17 protein-coding genes are annotated in these 20,699 nt (G+C 64.2%); 4 read left to right on the top strand and 13 right to left on the bottom strand.

Annotation, left to right across the window (positions count from 1 at the left end):
* Positions 1-46: 46 nt before the first annotated feature.
* From Q5064_RS03685 to Q5064_RS03635, 12 genes are all read right to left on the bottom strand, one after another.
* Positions 47-1,537 (bottom strand): helix-turn-helix domain-containing protein, encoded by a 1,491-nt coding sequence (locus tag Q5064_RS03685; RefSeq protein WP_302962378.1) that lies wholly within the window; start codon positions 1,535-1,537, stop codon positions 47-49.
* A gap of 144 nt (positions 1,538-1,681) precedes the next feature.
* On the bottom strand, positions 1,682-3,307 hold the full coding sequence (locus tag Q5064_RS03680) for an FAD-dependent oxidoreductase (RefSeq protein WP_302962377.1): 1,626 nt from the start codon (positions 3,305-3,307) through the stop codon (positions 1,682-1,684).
* 171 nt (positions 3,308-3,478) lie between these two features.
* Positions 3,479-5,314: an ABC-F family ATP-binding cassette domain-containing protein gene (locus Q5064_RS03675; RefSeq protein WP_302962376.1), complete on the bottom strand. Its 1,836-nt coding sequence runs from the start codon at positions 5,312-5,314 to the stop codon at positions 3,479-3,481.
* A 537-nt stretch (positions 5,315-5,851) separates the two neighbouring features.
* Positions 5,852-7,243 carry an MFS transporter gene (locus tag Q5064_RS03670; RefSeq protein ID WP_302962374.1) on the bottom strand — a complete coding sequence of 464 codons (1,392 nt, stop codon included), beginning with the start codon at positions 7,241-7,243 and terminating at the stop codon, positions 5,852-5,854.
* A 132-nt stretch (positions 7,244-7,375) separates the two neighbouring features.
* A complete protein-coding gene (gene pth / locus Q5064_RS03665; protein WP_302962372.1) occupies positions 7,376-7,933 on the bottom strand; it encodes an aminoacyl-tRNA hydrolase in 558 nt (185 codons plus the stop codon).
* 65 nt (positions 7,934-7,998) lie between these two features.
* Positions 7,999-8,964 (bottom strand): ribose-phosphate pyrophosphokinase, encoded by a 966-nt coding sequence (locus tag Q5064_RS03660; protein WP_302962370.1) that lies wholly within the window; start codon positions 8,962-8,964, stop codon positions 7,999-8,001.
* 89 nt (positions 8,965-9,053) lie between these two features.
* The gene (gene glmU / locus Q5064_RS03655) at positions 9,054-10,430 is read right to left on the bottom strand and encodes a bifunctional UDP-N-acetylglucosamine diphosphorylase/glucosamine-1-phosphate N-acetyltransferase GlmU (protein ID WP_302962369.1); all 1,377 of its coding nucleotides are present in this window, start codon (positions 10,428-10,430) and stop codon (positions 9,054-9,056) included.
* Positions 10,431-10,509: 79 nt separating this feature from the next.
* Complete coding sequence (locus tag Q5064_RS03650) at positions 10,510-13,188, bottom strand: heavy metal translocating P-type ATPase (RefSeq protein ID WP_302962367.1); 2,679 nt, start codon at positions 13,186-13,188, stop codon at positions 10,510-10,512.
* A 9-nt stretch (positions 13,189-13,197) separates the two neighbouring features.
* Positions 13,198-13,545: a metal-sensing transcriptional repressor gene (locus tag Q5064_RS03645; protein WP_302962365.1), complete on the bottom strand. Its 348-nt coding sequence runs from the start codon at positions 13,543-13,545 to the stop codon at positions 13,198-13,200.
* A gap of 176 nt (positions 13,546-13,721) precedes the next feature.
* Entirely contained in the window at positions 13,722-14,165 is a 444-nt protein-coding gene (locus Q5064_RS03640; RefSeq protein ID WP_302962363.1) for a 4Fe-4S dicluster domain-containing protein, read from the bottom strand.
* Positions 14,084-14,323, bottom strand: a complete 240-nt coding sequence (locus Q5064_RS11355; RefSeq protein WP_368389092.1) for a 4Fe-4S binding protein — start codon at positions 14,321-14,323, stop codon at positions 14,084-14,086. Before Q5064_RS11355 ends, Q5064_RS03640 begins: the two co-directional genes overlap by 82 nt.
* Positions 14,324-14,348: 25 nt before the next feature.
* A complete protein-coding gene (locus Q5064_RS03635; protein WP_302962362.1) occupies positions 14,349-17,180 on the bottom strand; it encodes a molybdopterin-dependent oxidoreductase in 2,832 nt (943 codons plus the stop codon).
* 139 nt (positions 17,181-17,319) lie between these two features.
* Between Q5064_RS03635 and Q5064_RS03630 the strand changes: the two genes are divergently transcribed.
* Genes Q5064_RS03630 through Q5064_RS03615 form a run of 4 tightly spaced genes read left to right on the top strand, consistent with a single transcriptional unit; the run spans position 17,320 to position 20,248 of the window.
* Complete coding sequence (locus tag Q5064_RS03630; RefSeq protein WP_302962360.1) at positions 17,320-17,982, top strand: molecular chaperone; 663 nt, start codon at positions 17,320-17,322, stop codon at positions 17,980-17,982.
* Positions 17,983-17,994: 12 nt separating this feature from the next.
* On the top strand, positions 17,995-18,777 hold the full coding sequence (locus Q5064_RS03625; RefSeq protein ID WP_302962358.1) for a rhodanese-like domain-containing protein: 783 nt from the start codon (positions 17,995-17,997) through the stop codon (positions 18,775-18,777).
* A 33-nt stretch (positions 18,778-18,810) separates the two neighbouring features.
* Entirely contained in the window at positions 18,811-19,407 is a 597-nt protein-coding gene (locus tag Q5064_RS03620; RefSeq protein WP_302962357.1) for a rhodanese-like domain-containing protein, read from the top strand.
* A 52-nt stretch (positions 19,408-19,459) separates the two neighbouring features.
* Positions 19,460-20,248, top strand: a complete 789-nt coding sequence (locus Q5064_RS03615; RefSeq protein WP_302962356.1) for a cysteine hydrolase family protein — start codon at positions 19,460-19,462, stop codon at positions 20,246-20,248.
* Here Q5064_RS03615 and Q5064_RS03610 read toward each other — a convergent pair whose 3' ends face one another.
* Positions 20,249-20,659, bottom strand: coding sequence for a MarR family winged helix-turn-helix transcriptional regulator (locus Q5064_RS03610; protein WP_302962355.1), 411 nt, complete (start codon positions 20,657-20,659; stop codon positions 20,249-20,251).
* Positions 20,660-20,699 lie beyond the last annotated feature (40 nt).

The raw sequence follows: 20,699 nt of genomic DNA, 5'->3' as shown, positions 1-20,699 counted from the left end.
CCCCTTCTTCGCTGTCTTGTCTTGCGCCACGCCGACTAAGTGGCAATCACTTCAGCGCACGCTCCTTCTCGACGAGGTCAATAATAGCCTGTTTGCTATGCACATCGAGTTTTCGATAAATATTCTGCGTATGGGTCTGCACGGTTCTCTCTGAGATGAAGAGGGTCTCGCCTGTTTTCTTAGCGCTGTAACCGTACGAGAGGTAGTACAGCAACTCCACCTCGCGATCGGAAAGATCGCTTCGCGCCCCGATGGCGGAACAGGCGGCCCTCCTCCCGTCGCGTCCGTCATCCCCGCCAGTCGGGGAACTCGCTGGAAAAAGCAGCCCCAGGGCATTTCCCCGGCAAAGCTGCATGAGGAACAAGAGCAACGTGACCAATGTCGCTGCGAAAGAGAACATGATTACCGGTCGCGCCCACGAGGCAGCCGCCTCCCCAGCAAGGCCCAGCACCAAGGGGGCGACAAGATAGGCGATAATCTTCTCCACAACGATAGGCAGGCACCAGAAAAGACTGAATGTCTGCAAGGGGGAGAGACGATTCTGATACGTCAGCAGCAAGACGCACACGCAGACCAGAAGCGTGATGCAACCAGTACCAGCATCCATGCTCGCAAATGAATCATCCTCAGCTGCGAGAAGCGAGAGCATGGGCGCCGCGAGCAAACCGATGGCAACCCCGAGCGAGGCAATCCAGAAGGCAAGGCGATTCACACCCGGAACACCGCGGCGCGATGAATGCAGGGCAGCTCCCGACAGTAACGCCGCAAACAAGAGAAAGGTGAGCGTGAACGAGTACGAGGGCGAGGCGGGGACAATTTCCCCTCCCGCGACGGAAACCTCGTTTGTCATGTCGAAGGCATAGCGGATGGCATGGGACACCGAGAAGACACCATACGCGGCCACGGGGATGAGCCATTCCCTCAAGTAGGGCGCTTCCCCCACTTTCTCATAGGGCATGGACGGCCCTCCCGCCTCCCACCGCGAGACGGCAAACACAGCGCCGCCGGACAATGCGAGCCCCATCACCGGAACAAGACCGAAGACGCTATCGACGGCCGCAGAGGTAGGAGAGATGAGCTTGGCGGCCATGGCCGTGGAGCCCAGCATCGCCACGCCCTGGAAAAGCCCCCGCGTATAGACGAAGCGCATGAGGGCTATAGCCCATCCAGCCGAAATCGTCGCAAAGGAAACAGCGTATCCGACAACGGCCAAATACGAGAGCATATCCCCGAGGTGTCCCTCGGCCCTCACATATCCCCGCAAGTACAGCGCCGAGACGAGGGAGAGCCCGGCGGCCGATAGCAGGAGCGCCGGCTGCCGCTGCAGGACACCCTCCACCGCGCGGTATCTCGTTGCAGCCACAATGCACCCTAAAAGCAGAGCGATCAGAAACAACCCGTAAGCGGCCACAACGTCATCGCCCATGCGGTAGAAGAGCGTGACCCGATAAAAGGCCCGTTGGTAGTACGGCCAGAGGAAACTGAGCCCCACGAATATCCCTATCGCGGAAGACATCTCATTGCGCTTGCGTGCCATAAGAAACTCCTCCCAAGCATCTCGCAACAACCATACCACGACCACGCCCGTCATGGCCCGCTCTCTTAGACGACCCTCGCCAGCGCATGCGAAAGCCCCCGGCGCTTACATGCGCCGGGGACAGGGGGGGGAGGGCAGGAAAGGCTACGCGATTCCCAGGCAGTTTCGCACCGAGATGCGGCCGAAGGCGAGGCACTCGCCCAAGTTGCCCGCACCCTGGTACATATTGGCCCACACAGATCCGAATTCGCCCGCGCTGTACAGATGAGGTATCGGCTCTCCGTCGAGATCAAGCACCTCTCCCTTGGCGCTGCGACGGGGGCCGCCATCTGTGTTGAGCATGGTCGGCGCACAGAACAAGGCGTAGAAAGGCCCTTCCTCGATCGCCTTCATTTTATTTGCAGGGCGATGGAAGTACACGTCGTTGCCATTGGCGACGCACTCGTTCCATTGGGACACCGTGGTCGCCAGGACATCGGCAGGCACCTCGATCTTGCCGGCCAGCTCCTCGATGGTGTCGGCCGTGAAACCCCAGCCGTCCATGGGATCGAAATCGATGGCCATCATCTTATTCTCCAGGATCGACGTGTATCCCGGGGTATCGGTAATGAACCACGTCTTGGCCGGCATGGGAAGGTGCGGCCATTCTCCGCCGAACTGCATATGGCCGTGGCGCGACCCCACATGGGAGGCCAGATCGCCCGTGTCATACGATTCCCAATCCTCGCAGACATCACCATCCCAGTCCATATAGAAGCGCTGACCGTTGATGGCGACGGTGATGCCCTGGTCCTTCGGGGTGCGCATCAGGCAGACATCTCCGTCGATGGGGCTCATGGAGGTCCAGAAGCCAGCGCAGCTGTTCATGTGCCACATATCGGCTCCTGCGCGGGCGCACATGGTGATGCCGTCGCCCTCGTTGTACTCCCCGGCAATGCGACGCGCCCACGGGCCGCTGAGATAATCGGCCTTCATCTGAGCATTGTTCTCGAAGCCGCCGCAGCACATGATAACGCCCTTGGTTGCCTTCGCGTACTTGCTCGAGGAGCCGTCGGTGTACACCACACCAAGAACTTCCTTGGTCTCCGGATCCTGCACCAAAGCCGTCACCGGCGCGGTCGTCTTGTGGGTGATAACGTCGGCGAACTGCTTCTTCACGTTATTCATGAAGGGGGTAACCTGCGTATTGCCGTTGGCGTTCTCCGGGTTGAACCGAACACGGCCAAGGGAATACGCATGGGGCATCTCGCCGTATTCGGGGTAGCAGCTCTCACCGGTGCCCGGCTCGAAGTACTCGGAGACGATGACGTCGTCCTCGCTGAAGCCGGGCAAGCCGCGCAGCCAGTCAAGATTCTCGGCAATACCCTGGGCATAGGCGTCGACCACATCGTCGGGAACATTGTCCATCTCGCCGCGCAACTCTCGCACGTACTCGGCGAAGTTCTCCGGATCCTTTGTCCAAAGCACCATGCCGGCAGCAAAAGCGCTGTTGCCGCCACCTGTCTCAAGGGGGCTCTTTTCCAGCAGGAGGCACTTGGCCCCATTGCCCTCCGTGGCCACCGTCACAGCCGCAGCAAGGCCAGCCAAGCCGCCGCCGACGACAATGACATCGGTCTCCTCGTCCCAGCTGATATCGCCGACAGAAGAGGCCGTATCATTCGATGCGGTGTTCGCTGCGGGAGCGCATCCCGCCAAACCGGCCACCGCCGCGCCGCCGAGCGCCACCGTCGCGGTCTTCAAAAAAGCTCGCCTCGATTGCATGATGTCCATGATTCCCTCCTATAGCTTGAGGCCTTCGCACGTTTCAGAGTGCGCCGCTGGGGAAATCATGAGATAAGCACGGGAGCGGAGAAAGCGTAGCCGTTGCGTAAATGACCTCGTCAAGCGAGGTACGTAGTTTTTACGTAGCCGGGAAAACCGCTACCCAGCGGCGGAGAGCCACTACTCCCCCAGCTTCTCGGCGGCTTCGAGCCATTCGAGTTCCAGGGCCTCTATCTGGTCTTGGAAGTCGGCGATCTCCTCCTGCATGGCGGTGAGCACGAGGTAATCTGACTGGTCGGCCTCGGCCATTTCCAGCTGCTTCTTCTCGATCTTGCCCTTCAGGGTGCCGATCTTCTTCTCGTTGGAGGCCATGAGCTTGCGCAGCTCGCGCTGCTCGCCGCCGGAGAGCGTAGAGACCGTGCGCTCCGCGGGTTGCTCGGGGGTCGCCTCGCCGGACACCTCCCTCGCAGACGGCGCCGCCTTCCCAGGCGCCGCAGCAGCCGCTTCCCGCTCGGACTCCTCCGTCAGGCGCAGGTACTCGTCCACGCCGCCGGGCAGATGGCGCACTTTCCCGTTCACGAGGGCGAACTGATGGTCGGTCACGCGCTCCATGAGGTAGCGGTCGTGGGTGACGAGCAGAAGCGTGCCCGGCCAGCCGTCGAGCAGGCTCTCCACGGCGGCCAGCATGTCGGTGTCCAGATCGTTGCCGGGCTCGTCCAAGATGAGCACGTTGGGCTCGTCGAGCAGGATGAGCATGAGCGCGAGCCGCCGCTTCTGACCGCCCGACAGGTCGCACACCGGCTCGTTTTGGTCGTCCTTCGTGAAGCCCAGGCGCTCCAGCAGCTGACCCGGGGTCATCTCCTTGCCGTCGAGCATGGTGCGGCGCGAGTAACGGCTGATGACCTGGCGCACCCGGTCGCTTCCCAGCTTCGTAAGCTCGTCCAAATGCTGGGAGAGCACCGCGAAGCGCACGGTCTGGCCGATCTTCACCCGTCCCCGATCGAGCGGCTGGAGGCCCTGGATGATGCGCAGCAGCGTGGTCTTGCCGATGCCGTTGGCGCCCACGATGCCGTAGCGGTCGCCCGGCCCGATGATCCAGTCCACGTCGTCTAAGATGACATGATCGCCGAACCGCAGCGAGGCGTCCTGCAGCTCCACCACCGTCTTGCCGAGACGCGCCATGGCCATGCGCTTGAGTTCCAGCTCGTCGCGCAGGGGCGGCACGTCGGCAATGAGCGCCTGAGCCGCAGCCACATGGAACTTGGGCTTGGTGGCCCGGGCCCGTGCGCCGCGCGAGAGCCATGCCAGCTCGCGGCGCAGGGCGTTCTGCCGCTTCTGCTCGGCGAGCGCCGCCAAGCGGTCGCGCTCCACGCGCTGCATGATGTAGGCCGAAAACCCGCCCTCGAAGGGCCACACCCGCTGACCGTGCACCTCCCACATGGCCTCGCACACCTCGTCGAGGAACCAGCGGTCGTGGGTCACCACGAGAAGCGCGCCGGCACCGGGGCGCCAGCGGGTCTTCAGGTGGTCGGCGAGCCATGCGATGGCCTTCACGTCCAGATGGTTGGTAGGCTCGTCCAACATGAGCACGTCCCAATCGCCGATGAGCAGGCGCGCCAGATCAACCCGGCGGCGCTGGCCGCCCGAGAGCGTGCCCACGAGGCCGTCCCAAGCCACGTCGTCCAGAAGCCCCGCGATGATGGAGCGCGTGCGCGCATCGCCGGCCCATTCGTACTCGGGGCGATCCCCCACCACGGCGCGCTCCACGGTATCCTCGTCGCGCAGGCTGTCGGTCTGCCCGAGCACGCCCACCGATACGCCGCGCGTGCGGATGACGCGGCCGTCGTCCACCTCCACATCTCCCGCCAGCACCCGCAGAAGCGTGGACTTCCCATCGCCGTTCTTGCCCACGATGCCGATACGGGCCCCCTCGTCTACCCCGAGAGACAACTCGGTGAACACCGTTTTCGTGGGGAATTCCACCCGCACCTTTTCGCAACCGAGGAGAAATGCCATTTTTGCGCCCGTCCAATCTTGTGCATGAATCGATCGAGAATTATAAACGATGGCGCTCTCCCCATCGCGAAGGCGAGAAGCTGCGAAACGCAAAACGCGAAATTTGGCTTGGAATTCACGGTTTTGTTACCGCGGGTACCGTTCTTGAGGAATCTTCCACTTATTGCGACGGGAAAAGACCAGTTCACGGTTAAGATAATCTAACTTTTTCGAGGGATTCGGTAACAAAAACGTGAATTCCAAGCCATTTCACCGCCGAAAAGGACTCCCCGTTCCAAAACCGTGTTTTTCAAGCCATCTTGCGGCGTGCACCCGCGCCAGACGGTCGGATCCGAACAGCGGCAGCCCCTCGGCCGGCTCGCGGCGCGTCGACTCGCTCACGTCCAGCACCACGTCGGGGCCGGCCCTGCGGCTATCGGGCGGCACGAGCAGCCGCAGCGAGGCCATTGCCGCACCAGCGAGCCGTCGCTACCGCGCGCCCTTCGGAGGTTTGCGCTTCCCCCTCCCCCCGAAAACCAGCGCTTCTGCGCAACCCCGCTAGCGTATCTTCCAAATGGCCGTGACGAGCACCACCGCCGCGAACAGCGTGGAAAGCGCGAAGGCGAGCTGGTAGGGCAGCGCAGCGGCCGTGGCTCCGGCATCGCCCGGATCGGCTGCGGCGAAGGCAAGCCCGGCCACGGAGATGATGAGCATCATGAGCGCAGTGCCGAGGGAGGCGCATGCCTGGCGCACCGTGGCGAAAAACGCGCTGCCATCCATGACGATGCCGCGGTCGAGCCCCGCCAGCCCGTAGGAGTTGAGCGGCCCCACGAGCCCGCTCACGCCCACGGCGCGCACGCCCTGCAGCAGCGTGAGCACCCACAGCGGCGTGCCGGCGCCCACGAACATGAACGAGGCGGCGCCCACCGTGAGGAAGGCCGCCGAGGTGATGCACACGGCGCGGGCGCCCACCTTGTCCACGAGCACGCCGGCCAGCGGGTTCACAAACAGCGCGATGACAGTGGCCGGAATGAACGCGATGCCCGCGTCGAGCGCCGTCATGCCGCAGGGCCCCTGGATGAACAGCGGCAGAACAAGGGTGATGCCCATGAACGACGCGAACAGGCAGTTCTGGGCCACGAAGCCGGCGCGGTAATGGCGCGAGCGGAAGATGTCCAGGCAGATGAGCGGATTGGGTATCATGCGCTGGCGCCGCACGAACACCACGATGAACGCGACGCCGAGCAGCGCGGGCACCCACACCGACGGCGACGCGAGCGGCATCGTGGCCGCATTCGAGACGCCGAGCAGAAAACCGCCGAAGCCCAGCGTGGACTGCACGAAGGACGGCAGGTCGAACACCGCCTGGGACTCACGATCGCCGTGGCTCTTCACGAGCAGCGCGTTGGCCGCCCACAGCACCGCCAGCAGCCCCACGAGGATGATGTAGAAGCTGCGCCATCCGGTGGTATTCGCCAGGGCACCCCCGATGAGCGGGCCGATATTGGGCGCGAACCCCATGGCGATGCCGCCGATGCCCATGGCCGTGCCCGTGCGCTCCCGCGGGAAGCGCGTCATGGCCACCGTCTGCACAAGCGGCAGCGTGATGCCGGTGGCGATGGCCTGCAGCACGCGGGCCAGCAAGAGCACTCCGAAGACGGGAGCGAAAAACCCTGCTACCGAGCCGGCCAGGTAGAAGCCGAGGGCCACGAATACCAGGCGCTTCAGCGAGAAGCGCTTCGCCAGAAACACGACTACCGGCACCGTGATGCCCATGACGAGCATATAGATGGTGGTCACCCACTGCCCCACTGCCGCATCGATGGAAAAGTCAGCGCAGACCTCGGTGAGCATGGAGTTCATCACCGTTTGCGTGAGCGACCCCAAGGCGCAGGTGATGACGACAATGGCGAACAGGGCATAGGTGTGCCCCTTCTCGGAAAGATGCATAGAAAACCTCCGTACCTCTAATGACTTCCTCGTAGCGTTCGAGATTTCGCTCGGGCGCCGGCAGAAGAGGCACGTGGCTACAAAACGAACGGAGGGACGCGCGTGCGCCCCTTCGCTATTATAGCGCTTCGGCTAGTTGAAGCGCTGCTGGGTCTTCTCCAAACCGTTGTCAATGAGGAAGGTAACGGCCGCGGCACCCTCGGACACCGCATGTTCGAAGGCCTCGGCGTCGTCCTTGCGGGGCTGCGAGAGCACCCAGTCGACCACGGGCTTGCGTCCCGGAGGCCGTCCGATGCCGATGCGCACCCGATACCAGTCGCGGGTGCCCAGCTTGTCGCAGATGGAGCGCAAGCCGTTGTGGCCGGCATGGCCGCCGCCGAACTTCACGCGGATGGTGCCCGGGTCGATATCCAGCTCGTCGTGGATGACGATGAGGTGGTCAGGTGCCACTCCATAGGCCTTCATGAGCGTCTTCACCGGGCCGCCCGAGGTGTTCATGTAGCTCTGGGGCTTGGCGAGCACCACCTCTTCCCCGCGCCACTTTCCCTTGGCCGTGAGCGCCCCGCCCTCGGTCTTCCAATAACGGCAGCCCATCTCCTCGGCCAGCGCGTCCACGGTGTCGAACCCGGCGTTGTGCCGCGTATGCTCATATTCCGCACCCGGATTCCCCAGGCCAACGATTAAATACACGTTACTACTCTTTTCCGAACTTCATGCAAGGCAACGCAGATTCGAGCTAGCGGGCAAGCCCGAAACTATTCGAACAGCTTCCCGATAGAGCCGTTGCTGTACACGGCGCCAATGGTCTGGGCGAACAGCGGGGCGATGGAGAGCACCTTGATCTTGCCGGTCTGGCGCGCCAGCGGCACGGGCACGGCGTTGGTCACCACCACTTCCTCGATGCACGAGTTCTCCAGGCGCTCGTAGGCCGGGCCCGAGAACAGGCCGTGGGTGGCGCAGGCGTACACCTCGGCGGCGCCCTTGGCCTTCAGCGTGGCCGCCGCGGCCACGAGCGACCCGCCCGTGTCGATCATGTCGTCGTTCAAGATGCACACCTTGTCGGTCACGTCTCCGATGAGCGCCGTGATCTCGGCTTGGTTGTGCTTCGGACGGTCCTTGTGCATGATGGCCAGATCGCAGTCCAGCGCCGTGGAGAACTTCTTCGCGGCCTTCGCGCGGCCCACGTCGGGCGACACCACGCAGAGCCGCTCGGGGTCGAGGCCCTTGTTGCGGAAGTAGTCCACGAAGATGGGCATGGCCGTCATGTGGTTCACGGGAATGTCGAAGAAGCCCTGGATGGCGTCCTGGTGCAGATCGACCGTGATGATGTTGCTCACGCCGGCCACGGTGAGCAGGTCGGCCACAAGCTTGGCCGTGATGGGCTCGCGCGGGGCGGCCTTGCGGTCCTGGCGGGCGTAGCCGTAGTGGGCGATGACCGCCGAGATGGAACGGGCGCTCGCGCGCTTGGCGGCGTCCACCATGATGAGCAGCTCCATGAGCGCATCGTTCACGTCGAAGCCCTCGCTCGCGCACACCGACTGGATGAGGAACACGTCGGCGCCGCGGATAGACTCCTGGTAGCGGGCGTAGATCTCGCCGTTGGCGAACTTCTCGTGCTTGATGTTGCCGAGGTTCACGTTGAGGTTCTTCGCGATCTCCTCGGCAAGCTCGGGGTTCACCGAGCCGGAGAACAGGGCCATGCGCTTGGTCATCTCGGTCATGGGGTGCGTCCCTTCTAAGACAGGTTAACGGCTGATGGGTATTGTAGTACGGGCCCGGCCCCTCGAAGGGGGCCGCGACGGGCTTTGCGCTATTTCTTCTTCTCGATGGGGTGCGCCGCCACCCAGCCGGCGATCTCGGACTGCTTGGCGCGGCCGAGGGCGAGCGCGCCGGGGGCCACGTCCTTGGTGATGGTGGAACCGGCGCCCACAAGCGCACCGGCGCCGATGGTCACCGGGGCCACCATCATGGTGTCGCTCCCGACGAAGGCGCCGTCCTCGATGACGGTGGCGTGCTTGTTCACGCCGTCGTAGTTGCAGGTGATGGAACCGGCGCCGATGTTCACGCCCTCGCCGATGGTGGTGTCACCGATGTAGGACAGGTGCGGCACCTTGCTGCCGCGGCCGACAGTGGACTTCTTGATCTCCACGTGGGTGCCGGCCTTGGCCCCCTCGCACAGGTGCGCGGCCGGACGCAGGTAGGCGCGCGGGCCGGTGGTGGCGCCGTCGTCTATCTGGGCCTCGACGGCCACCGTCTCGTCGATGACGCAGCCCGCGCCGATGCGCGTGTCGGTCAGGCGGCAGTTGGGGCCCACCACGCTGTCCTCGCCGATGGTGGTGGCGCCCATGAGGATGACGTTGGGCAGTAGCTCCACGTCGGGGGCGATTTTCACCTCGGGCCCGATGTAGACCGTGGTCGGGTCCCACATGGTCACGCCAGCGGCCATGTGCGCGTCGTTGATGCGGCGCTGCATGACACGGCTGGCCTCGGCGAGCTGCCCGCGGGAATTCACGCCCAGGCACTGCTCGGCGTCGTCGGTCTTGTAGGCGAGCACGGGGCGCCCCGCCGCGCGGCTGATGGCCAGCACGTCGGTGAGGTAGAACTCGCCCTGGGCGTTGTTCGCGTCCACCTGGGCGAGCGCCTCGAAGAGCGCGGCGGCATCGAAGCAGTAAAAGCCCGAGTTGCACTCGGTGATGGCGGCTTCTTCGGGAGAAGCGTCCTTCTGCTCGACGATGCGGGCCACCTCGCCGGCCCCGTCGCGCACGATGCGGCCGTAGCCGAAGGGGTTCTCGAGTTCCATGGTGAGCACCACCACGGCGGCGTCGTGCTCCTCGCGCAGGGCGCACATCTCGCGGATGGTCTCGGGGCGGATGAGCGGCGAATCGCCGGAGAGCACCATCACGGCGCCGTCGAAGTCGGCGAGCGCTTCCTTTGCGGCCAGCACCGCGTCGGCCGTGCCGCGCTGGGCGGTCTGCACCGCCACGTCCGTATCACCTTCGACTAGCGGAATCACCTGCTCGCGCTGATGCCCCACCACCGTGACCACCTTGTCGGCGCCGGCGGACTTCGCAGCTTCCACCACCCAGCGCACGAGCGGCCGGCCCAGCACCTCGTGGACCACCTTCGGCTTCTTCGACTTCATGCGGGTGCCCGCCCCCGCCGCCAGGATAATCGCAGCAGTTTCCATGCAACGCCCTTCTATAGCCATTCGCGCGCCCCACGGCGCTCATTTCCGATTGGCTCAGTATAGCGCAAGAGCAACCCTTCTACTTGAAACGCTTCAGGAGCAGGGAGTTGCTCACTACTGACACGCTGGAGAGGGCCATGGCGGCGCCGGCGAGGGCCGGGGCTAAGATGCCCACGGCGGCGAGCGGGATCATGATGCAGTTGTAGATGAGCGCCCAGAACAGGTTCTGCTTGATCTTGCGCATGGTGGCCTTCGACAGGCGCAGGGCCACGACGAGGTCGGAAAGCCGGTTGCGCATGAGCACCACCGAGCCGGCGTCGAGCGCCACATCGGTGCCCGAGGCCATGGCCACGCCGATATCGGCGGCAGCGAGCGCCGGGGCATCGTTGATGCCGTCGCCCACGAAGGCCACCACCGCAGGCCTCTTCGGTGCGTCCGCAGGCTCGCCTTCAGCGGCGGCATCCACAGCGACCTCCAGCTCGACCACAGCGGCGGCGCCCTTCACGGCGCGCACGCAATCGGCCTTCTCAAGGGGCTTCACGCCGGCGAACACGTGGTCGGGCGTAATGCCTACTTCCTCGGCGATAGCGCGGGCCGTGGGCGCCGCATCGCCGGTGACCATGTAGGAGGTCACGCCGTAGCCTTCGCGCAGCTCGCGCAGAGTGCGGGCCGCATCGGGCTTCGGCTCGTCACGGAACTGGATGCGACCCACCGGCGCACCGTCGATGGACACCACTGAGCCGGCCCCTTCCCCATCTTGCGCCCCGCTCGCGCCGACGAACACCTCATGGCCCTCCACCACACCGCGCACGCCCTCGCCCACCACGGCCTCGAAGGATTCCACGGCCGGCAGCTCGGCCACATTCGCATAGGCCACCACGGCGCGAGCCAGGGGGTGCTCGCTCTTCGCCTCCAGCGCGGCGGCCAAACGCAGAGCCTCTTCGGGCACGTCGCAGGCCACGACCACCGGCTCGCCCACCGTAAGCGTGCCCGTCTTGTCGAACACCGCAGCGGTGAGACCCCCCATGGTCTCCAGCACCGTGCCGTCCTTGATGAGCACGCCGAGCTGGGCGCCTTTGCCCATGCCGACGGTGAGCGCCGTGGGTGTCGCCAGGCCGAGCGTGCAGGGGCAGGCCACGCAGATGACGGCGATGGCCGGCATGAGCGCCTGCACGAGACGCCCGTCGGGGCCGGCGGGCACCACGAAGAACCACACGCAGAACACCACCAGCGCGATGATCAGAATGGCCGGCACGAACACCGCGGCGATGCGGTCGGCGATGCGCTGGATGGGCGCCTTGGTGCCCTGGGCGTCTTCCACCGCGCGCACGATGCGGGCGAGGGTGGAGTCGGCACCCACGCGCAGGGCGCGCACCGTCACCGAACCCGTGGTGTTCTGGGTGCCGCCTGTGACGGCATCGCCCGCGGCCTTCACCACCGGCAGCGTCTCACCCGTGAGCATGGACTCGTCCACCTCGGTGGAGCCCTCGGTCACCACGCCGTCCACGGGCATCTTCTCGCCAGGGCGCACGAGCACCGTATCGCCCCCCACCACCTGAGCCAGCGGCACTTCGCGCTCCTCGCCGCCGCGCAGCACGCGGGCCGTGGGCGGGGTCAGGTTCATGAGCGACTCGATGGCCGCATTCGTGGCGCCCTTCGCGCGGCTTTCCAGCATCTTCCCCAGAAGCACGAAGGTGATGAGCATGGCGCAGGTCTCGAAGTAGGGCATGCCATCGTTGATGGCGAGGGCCTCATGGCTCGACCAATCGCCTGTGGCAACGGGCAAAAACGTAATCCACAGCGAGAAGAGGAACGCGATGGAGGTGCCGAGCGCGACGAGCACGTCCATGTTCGCCGAACCGCCCTTGAGCGAGCCCCACGCGCCCTTATAGAAGCGCGCGCCGCAGCCGAACTGCACGGGAATCGTGAGCGCCAGCAGCAGAATGTTCGCCGCGAACATGGCCTGCACGTGGGTGGGATCGGGCGCGAAGAGCCCTGCGAGCGCGCCTCCCACACCCATGTGCCAGCCGGGAATCATGCCGATGGCCACGATGACCACCGTGAGCACAGCCGCCAGGCCGAACACCTTGCGGTCGCGCTTGGCGCGGGCCGCCTCGCGGGCGCGGCGCTTCTCGTCCACAAGCGGCGCGTCCTCGGGAATGAGCTCGGCGGTGAAGGCGAGGTTGTCGAACACGGTGAGCATGTCGTCCACGCTGGCCTGGGCCGGGTCGAACACTACGCGCCCGGTGTTGTTGGCCAGGTTCACCGCCACATCGATCACGCCGGGCGTCTTGCGGTAGTGGCTCTCGATGGAGGCGGCGCAGTTCGCGCAGTGCATGCCCTCGATGGCCAGGCGGATAGCGGCCTCCGCGGGCTCGTCGATGCCGCCAGCGGCACCGGCGGGCACGGCGGCCACTTCACGCGCCTCTGCGCCCGTTCCCTCCTGCTCCCCTGTTTTCGGCTCAGCAGCCTCCGCCGCCTTCTTCGCCGCCTTCTCGGCCGCGTCGGCGGCAATCTCGGCCGCAAAGGGATGCGGGCTTGTCTCGGGCATAACGGCTACCTTGAAGTTGGTGTCGTCGAGCGCATGCAAAAGGTCGTCCACGCCCACCTGGGCCGGGTCGTAGGCCACCGCGGCGCTCTGGCCGGCCAGATCCACCGTCACGGCCGCCACGCCCGGCAGCTCCTCGTAGTGCCGCGTCACGTTCGCCACACACTTCTCGCAGTGCATGACGGCCACGGCCAAACGCTGAGTTTCCATGAATGCCTCCTACTTCGAGAAGCGCCGCATGAGCGCCATCACTTCGTCGATCACCTCGTCGTTGCCCGCGCGCACCTCATCCACCACGCAGGTGCGCATATGCTCGGCCAGGAGCATCTCGGACACCCGGCGCACGGCCGACTCGGCCGCCGCCAGCTGGGTGAGCACATCCCCGCAGTAGCGGTTGTCCTCCACCATGGCCTTCACGCCATTGAGCTGCCCGATGGCCCGGTTGAGCCGCTTCTGCACATCGGCCTGCAGCGCCTCGGACCGCGGCGTCGCCTTGTGGCGACACGGGCACTCCCGCGCGGTGCGCGCCAACGCGGCTTCATCCCGGTTCTCGTCCTTCTCTTCCACGCATGCTCCTTCGCTCGTCGATTTCCGTTTACTGACTTTATACCCCCTGGGGGTATAAATGTCAATCAAGGCAAAAAGAAACGCCCGCTGCTTCGGGAGCAGCGGGCGTGATGCGAGGACGTCGGTGCCCATGGCCTTCTCCAAATCGCAAGGCGAAGGCGTCTGCGTGAAGAATCCTATCGAGCCAGGTAGTACACGTTCGGACTCGTGCCGAACTCCTCCCCCAGCTGGGTGTACTCACCCGAGGCAATCAGCTGGGACACCTCGGAATTCGGATCATCCAAATCGCCGAAGATGCGCGCCTTGCCCGGGCAGGACTGCACGCAGGCCGGTCCCTGCTCGGAATCGACTAGGCCCTTCGACCGGCAGAAGTCGCATTTGTACACCTTGTTCGTCTCGAAGCGACCGTACATGACCTCCTCCTGCTCGGTGAGGCCGAACTCGGGATAATACCCGGCAATGTCCTCAGAGAGATGCGTGCGGGCTCCGTAAGGACAGGCGTTCACGCAGGCCTGGCAGCCGATGCAGTCGGCATGGCTTATGCGCACGATGCCGTTCTCATCGCGATAGGACGCCCCGGTCGGGCAGTTCTCGACACAGGGAGCCTCGGTGCAGTGCATGCACAGCGTGGCGTGTAAATGTTCATGGCGTCCGGGTAGGTTCCCTGCTCCTCGATGTCTACATGGGAGAAGAACATAGCAGGAGGGGTCCCGTTTGACACTTTGCACGCAAGGGTGCAGGAATTGCAGCCGACGCAGCGGCTCAGGTCAATCACCATTCCGTATTGCATGACTTTCTCCCCTCTAGGCCTTGTAGACCTTGACGATCGGCGAATTGTGCAGGTTGCCCATCATGAAGCCAATATCGCGCTCGTCGTCGTTGATCAGCGAGTTGTAGTGCGGGCCGTCGTAAGCCCCCGGGAACAGGTTGCTGCCCCGCGCGCCCCACTTGCCCGAAATGGCCAGAGTGCGCGGATGAACCATTTCGGTAAGATGCACGATTCCCTCGGCAGTGCCTCCGAAGCAGGATTCCACAACCACCTCGTCCCCCTCTTCCAAGCCCAAATCAGCGGCAACGGAGGGCGCGAGGCCGATGTGCTTCAGGTGCGGATCGTAATTGTCGACGACGTCCTGCAGCCATGGGTTGTAGGAAAGACCGGTGGAGTCGGCCACCTGGAAGTGGGTCTTGTACTGCACCACCTTCAGCGGGTACTCGTCCGTGGGAAGCATGCTGTCGAACTCGTAGAACAGCGGGGCGCCGGAGTACTGCCGCATGACGTCCTTGAGGTCGGCGTGGGGGAACTCGATGTTGTTGCTGGTGCACAGCTCCTCGATCATCTTCGCGCTGCGCGCGTTCATGCGGAAGTACACCGGGATTCGGTAGGCGTTCTCCGGATGCCAGTGCCACAGGTAGCTCTCCGCGATGGTGGGCAGCTTGTATCCGACCACGGAGCAGTCCTTCACCGCATCCCAGCCGGCACCGTCGAACTCCTTGTTGAGCTTGGCCTCGATAATGTCGGCATAGGTGGGGATCTTGGCGGGGTCGGCCATGAACTCGGCCGGATCGAAGGCGTAGTCTCCCAGGCCGGGAGCGCTGTTGGGCTGGAAGCGGCCCTGGTAGGCATTGTTGGCGATGCCGATCATGGCCGGCAGGATACCCAAACGCTTCGCGAACTCGATGAGCAGATCCTCCTGCTGGCGCGTATCGTACACCGGGTCCACCACGGGCTTGCGGGCCTCGATGATGCGCAGGCCGCGGGCGTAGTCCGAAGTGCCCTTGTTGGTGATCCAGGTGGCGTTCCACAGAGCCGACCGCTCGAGAGCGTGATGCTCGGGGAGCACGATGTCAGCGAACTGGGTATTCTCATCGAACCACAGTGAGATGGTGAAGTGGAACGGAATGGACTTGTACGCGTCGATCACGGTCTGAGGCCGGGAGTTGCTGCGGAACGGATTGCCGCCGCCAAGCGTGAACATGACCTTCGGCGTGTAATCGAGGTAGTAGCTCTCGGGATCGAGGATAGCGCGCCACACAAGCTGCTGCACGTGGAGCTCGTGCGGGTAGAAGCAATCCAAATGGTAGCTCGTCGGCGGGAACTCGAGCTGCTCTTTGCCCATGGTCTGGTTATAGAACATATCCGAAGTGGGAGGACAGAGCATACCGTCATCATCCGTCGTGATGGCATGGATGTCCGGGGCCTCGATGCACAGCGAGCCGCCGGGGACATCGATGCAGCCCAACAGCTCGTTCACAACTTCGATAGCCTTGAACAGCTCCACGTTCAGCGGGTTCGAGTTCGACCCGCGACCCGGAGCCAGGGCGCACACCGGACGGAACGGGAAGGTCTCGCCGTCGATCTCGATTGTCTCGCCGATATGCGCATGCTCCACGAGCTCGTTGGCGATGCGACGAATGGTGTCGGCGGGAATCGTGGTGTACTTCTCGGCCCACTCGGGCGTCATGTCCTTCACATAGTCCTTGATGAGCTGCAGCGCCGTCTTCACCTGCTTGCCGTTCACCTCGTACGTTCCGAATAGCGCGTAGGTGTCGCCGACGGCCGTGTCGAAGGTGACGGCCTGGCCGGTAGACTCGTCCCAGACGAGCGGCTTCCCGCTGGCAGCATCACGCTCGTAATCGCTGAAGCAGCAGGGGGTGCCGTTCATATCCTCCACAACGTCCTCAATGAGATAGGGGGCGTTCGTGCGCACCTTCAGGAAGTGCTCGTCGTACTGCTCGATCTCGTACAGCATGGCGTTCACGAGCGCGTAGCAGAACGCCACGTCCGTGCCGGGAGCGATCGGCACCCATTCGCCCGTCTGAGCCGAATTCGTCTTGCGCGGGTTCACCGTGACGATCTTCATGCCGCGGTTGTAGGCCTCTACGTACTCCTTGGTGTTCTGATGGGCCAGGCCCCACTCGTCGCCCACCGAACGGCCCATGAGCAGCAGATATTCGCAGCGCTCCATGTCGCAGCGATCCACCTTGGATCCCTTGGTGGCCATAGGGCCGAAATGGTCGGCGCACAGCGGGCCCGACGTGGAGTTCGCGTTCGGCGTGCCAAAAGCCCCTTCGAAAATGAGACGCTTGAAGCTGTCCTCGTTACCGAAACCCGTCATGGTCATGAGCGTGCGCGGATCGGTATCGAGGCATTCCTTCAGCTTCGCAGTGCACGTGTCCAGCGCCTCGTCCCAGGAGATCTCCACCCAATCCGGATCGTTGTCGAGCTCCTTCTCGGGATTAGTGCGCTTCATCGGCACCTTGACGCGATACGGAGAGTACAGGCCCGAGATGACCGACAGGCCACGGGCGCAGATCATACCCTGATTGGTGGGCGAGGCGGGATCGCCCTTGATGTTGGTGACGATGCCGTCCTTCACCAGCACCTGGGTTCCGCAAATGGGGTTATGGCAGGCCACGCAATAGGCGGGCTTCCACTCCCCCTCCTCTCCGATGTCGTACACGGCGTCCTCCACCTCGGTGAAGCTCTCCTCACCCGTGTCGGCCATCTCGGTGGGCGTGCAAGCGCCCAACCCGAAAGCAGCCAAAGCGGCGCTGCTGCCCGCGATGAACGAGCGGCGCGTGAGCCCCGGGTTCACGATCGACGTGCGCAACCCCTTCTTCTCTCCTCTTCTCATTGAATCCTCCTCCTTTGTGGTGATTCATTTGAACTATTGACTTAACAATTGATAAGTCAACTGTTACAATGACGACAAAGTTTTGATTTGTCAACACTTTGGAGGAAGTTTTCTTCCGGCACTGATGAAGGAGGAATCAATGAGGGGAGAAGAACGGGGCGCCGATCGCGCCACAGGCGAGGGGGTCGACGCGAGCGAGGTGCTCTGCCAGTGGATGGCCCACGTGCTCAACAATCCCATTCCCGTTCCGGGGAGCGCCTTCGTGCGAAACGCGGCGGCGGCAATTCCCGAGTTGTTCGCCATGGAAAACGACGATTCGCCGGCCATCGCGCACCTGAGGAGGTTTCTCGATGATGCGGGCGCTGCCGAGCATCTCGAGACGATGCAGCAGAAACTCGCCGTGGACAGAACGGCGCTCTTTCGTGGCGTGTCGGAGACGGGGGTGAGGCCCCCCTACGAGGAGTTCTACCGCAGCAAGGGCGAAGGAACCATGAGCGACATGAACCGCCTTATGCGGGAGGCCGCCGTCGCCCCCTCTGAATCCAATCACGAGCGCGTGGACTACCTCGGCAACGAGCTTGCGCTTGCCGCCTATCTTTACCGCCAGGCCCGCACGGCGGCGGCCGCGGGAGATCGCGAGCGGGCCGAGACGCTGGCAGACCGCCTCATGCACGGCCACCTCGCCTGCTGGGCGCCCCGCTATTGCGACGCGGCGCTGCCCTATGCCCAAACGGAGTTCTTCAGGGGCTTCCTCATGGCGATGGGGGAATTCTTCGAAGAGATGGCCCGCGAAGGGGAGTAGGAGGCGCACGCCATGGAACACCGCATCTTTTGTCCATCCCGTGCAAGCATGGTCGCGCCGAGCCGGCGCACCTTCCTCGTCGGCGCCACGCTGGCGGTAAGCGGCGGTATCATGACGCTCGCGGCATGCTCGACCGAAAGCGGCGATCCGCAGGCACCGACGAAGCCGCCCTCGGAGGAATCGGACATCGCCCAGGCCGGTTCGCTGCCACCGGCCCAGCCCGATGTCAACAGCCCCTTCGGCGTGGATGCCAACATCAATATGAGCACCATCGACGACTACCTCCTCCGTGACGACATCGCCTACCGCGACTTGAGGCTGTTCGACGATCCGGCCGACTACGAGTCCATCGGGGGGAGCTCCAAGCTCTCCATGGCCCTGGAGGGCTTCACGGTCGTGCCCTTCCCCTATCTCGGCACTCTGGCAGACCTCCCTGTCGCCGGGGCCTACGAGGGCAGCTGCCTCTTTGACATCGCCTGGGATGGCGAGCTTGCCGTGGCAGACGCGAGAGCAAACTACACGCAGTCCCTCCAGATCCTCGAGGAACTCTTCCCCAAAGACAAGCCGATCTTCCTCATGTGCGGAGGCGGCGGCTATGCGGCCATGGCGAAGGCGCTCCTCGTGCACCTGGGCTGGGACGAGTCGCTCCTCTACAACGTGGGCGGCCAGTGGGACTACGAAGGGCCCCATTTGATGCAGATCGTCTCCTACGCCGATGCCGACCACCCCGAGTACTACCTGTGGCGACTCGATATGCCCCCTATAGATTTCGACCTTCTCTACCCCGCCCCCTAAAGCGCACACCGCGCCGAAAGTGATTGGATTCCCATGAAAAGACCGTCATCGCCCTCTATTACGCTTCACTCCCTTGCCGTCGCCTCTCTGTTGGCGGCGTGCCTGCTGGCGCTTCCGGCAACGTTGCTCGGATGCGGAAGTCCCGCCGCGTCCGAACCGGAGGCGGCGGAATCGGCGCCGAATGAGCAGGAGGAGGCCGGCGCCCCCCAAAACAGCGAGCCGACTCCCGAAGACAGCGCTCCCGAGGGCCTCGACCCCTACGCCTTCGGAAGCGAGGAGCCCGTCCCCGCATCAAACCTGCTCTCCGCCGACGAATTCGAGGAAGCGGTCGCCCGCGGCGATGGGACAGCCGTCGACGTGCGCACCCCAGCGACCTATGCCGCCATGCAGTTCCCGTGGGAATGCCTCAACATCCCCGTGAATCAGCTGGGCATCCGAGAGCGCGAGTTCGCCGACGCACCGGCTCTCCTCATCGCCGGCACCGACAACGAGGAGTCCGCCCGCGCCTTCGCCGCCCTTCTGGAGATCGGCTACCCCGCCGAACGCATCTCCGTGCTCGACGGCGGCATGAACGGCTGGCTCGCCCAGGGACGCGACATCGTGGTTCCGAAGCTCACCTACGGCTGCTAGCCCTACGGAGCGCACCGCAGGCCGAGACGCTCTTTTCCCTAAGGAGACCTTTATGGATACGTTCTACCAATCGCTCAACGCCCTGTCCGAGGGGCTTTTCTCCCGGAGATCCTTCGTCGGCGCCCTGGCGGTCGGCGGCGCTTTGGGACTTGAGGCCTGGAGGGGAGCGCAGGCCTTCGGCGATGGGGGGAGCGCCGATGCCTCGCAGGCCCCCGCCCGTCAGGGCCGCTCGCTTATTCCACCCTATGCGACCCCCTCGGTGGTCGAGGAGAGCGATGCCGTCGCGAACGCGAAGCGGGTGCTCATCGTCATCGACTACCAGGTCGATTTTGTAGACGGCGGTGCATTCGGCACGGTGGAGCCGGCAATGGCCATCGAGGAGGCCCTCTGCGAGGTCATCCGGCGCTACCGGGACAACGGCGACATCGTCATCTACACCATGGACACCCACCCCAGCGACCATTACCTGGAAACCAGGGAGGGCACGTTCAACCCGCCGCACTGCATTCCCGGCACCGATGGGTGGGAGCTCTATGGCAGCGTGCGGGATCTGCTCACTCCGGAGAACGCCATTCTCGTGAAGAAGGGAACCTACGGCTCGCGCGACTTGCCGATGGTGCTCAAGGCCCTTCAGCATCAGGGGATCACAATCGAGAGCATCGAATTCGCGGGCGTTTCGACCACCTGCCGCGTGCTCCACAACGCGATCATCGTCTACAACTTCTTCCCCGAGCTGCCGCTCATCTTCGACGAGCGCACCACGGCGAGCTACACCGACGAGGCGACGGCCCAACAGCTCAATCAGCTGGAGGGCTGGGGGTTCATCGTAAAGCGCGGTTAGCTACTTCCTGCTCGCCAGATAGCTCTCGGCCAGCTTCGCGAACAACCTCCGGGCAACTGGCTCCTCGTCGCCGAAAACATCCCACAGACCGTCTTCCCATTCGCGAATGGACGCGTCGATGGAGCGCGCCACCTCGTACCCCTTCTCGGTGAGGGACACCAGGTGGCGCGACCGATTAGAGGGGTCGACCGCCCTTGTGAGGAGCCCTTTCTGGGTAAGGGACCTGACCGCCCGGGTCACGAGGGCGTTGTCCTGGATATTGTGCACGGCGATCTCCGTTTGGCTCATCGCCTCCACACCGGCGTTCTTCGCGTGGAACAACCCCAGCAAAATGGGATAGTCGCTCGCACCAACGCCGTGCTCCCGGAGAACGGGAGCGAGAAAGCGCTGGTACTTGCGCTCGGAAAACATGAGCAAGCGGCTGAGTCGCAGATCTTTCAAATAGCGGGGA

Origin of the sequence: uncultured Adlercreutzia sp. (assembly GCF_958431955.1) — a bacterium.
Classification (GTDB): Bacteria; Actinomycetota; Coriobacteriia; order Coriobacteriales; family Eggerthellaceae; genus Adlercreutzia.
The sequence above is the reverse complement of the archived record's forward strand: the minus strand, read 5'-3'. Positions and strand labels throughout refer to the sequence as shown.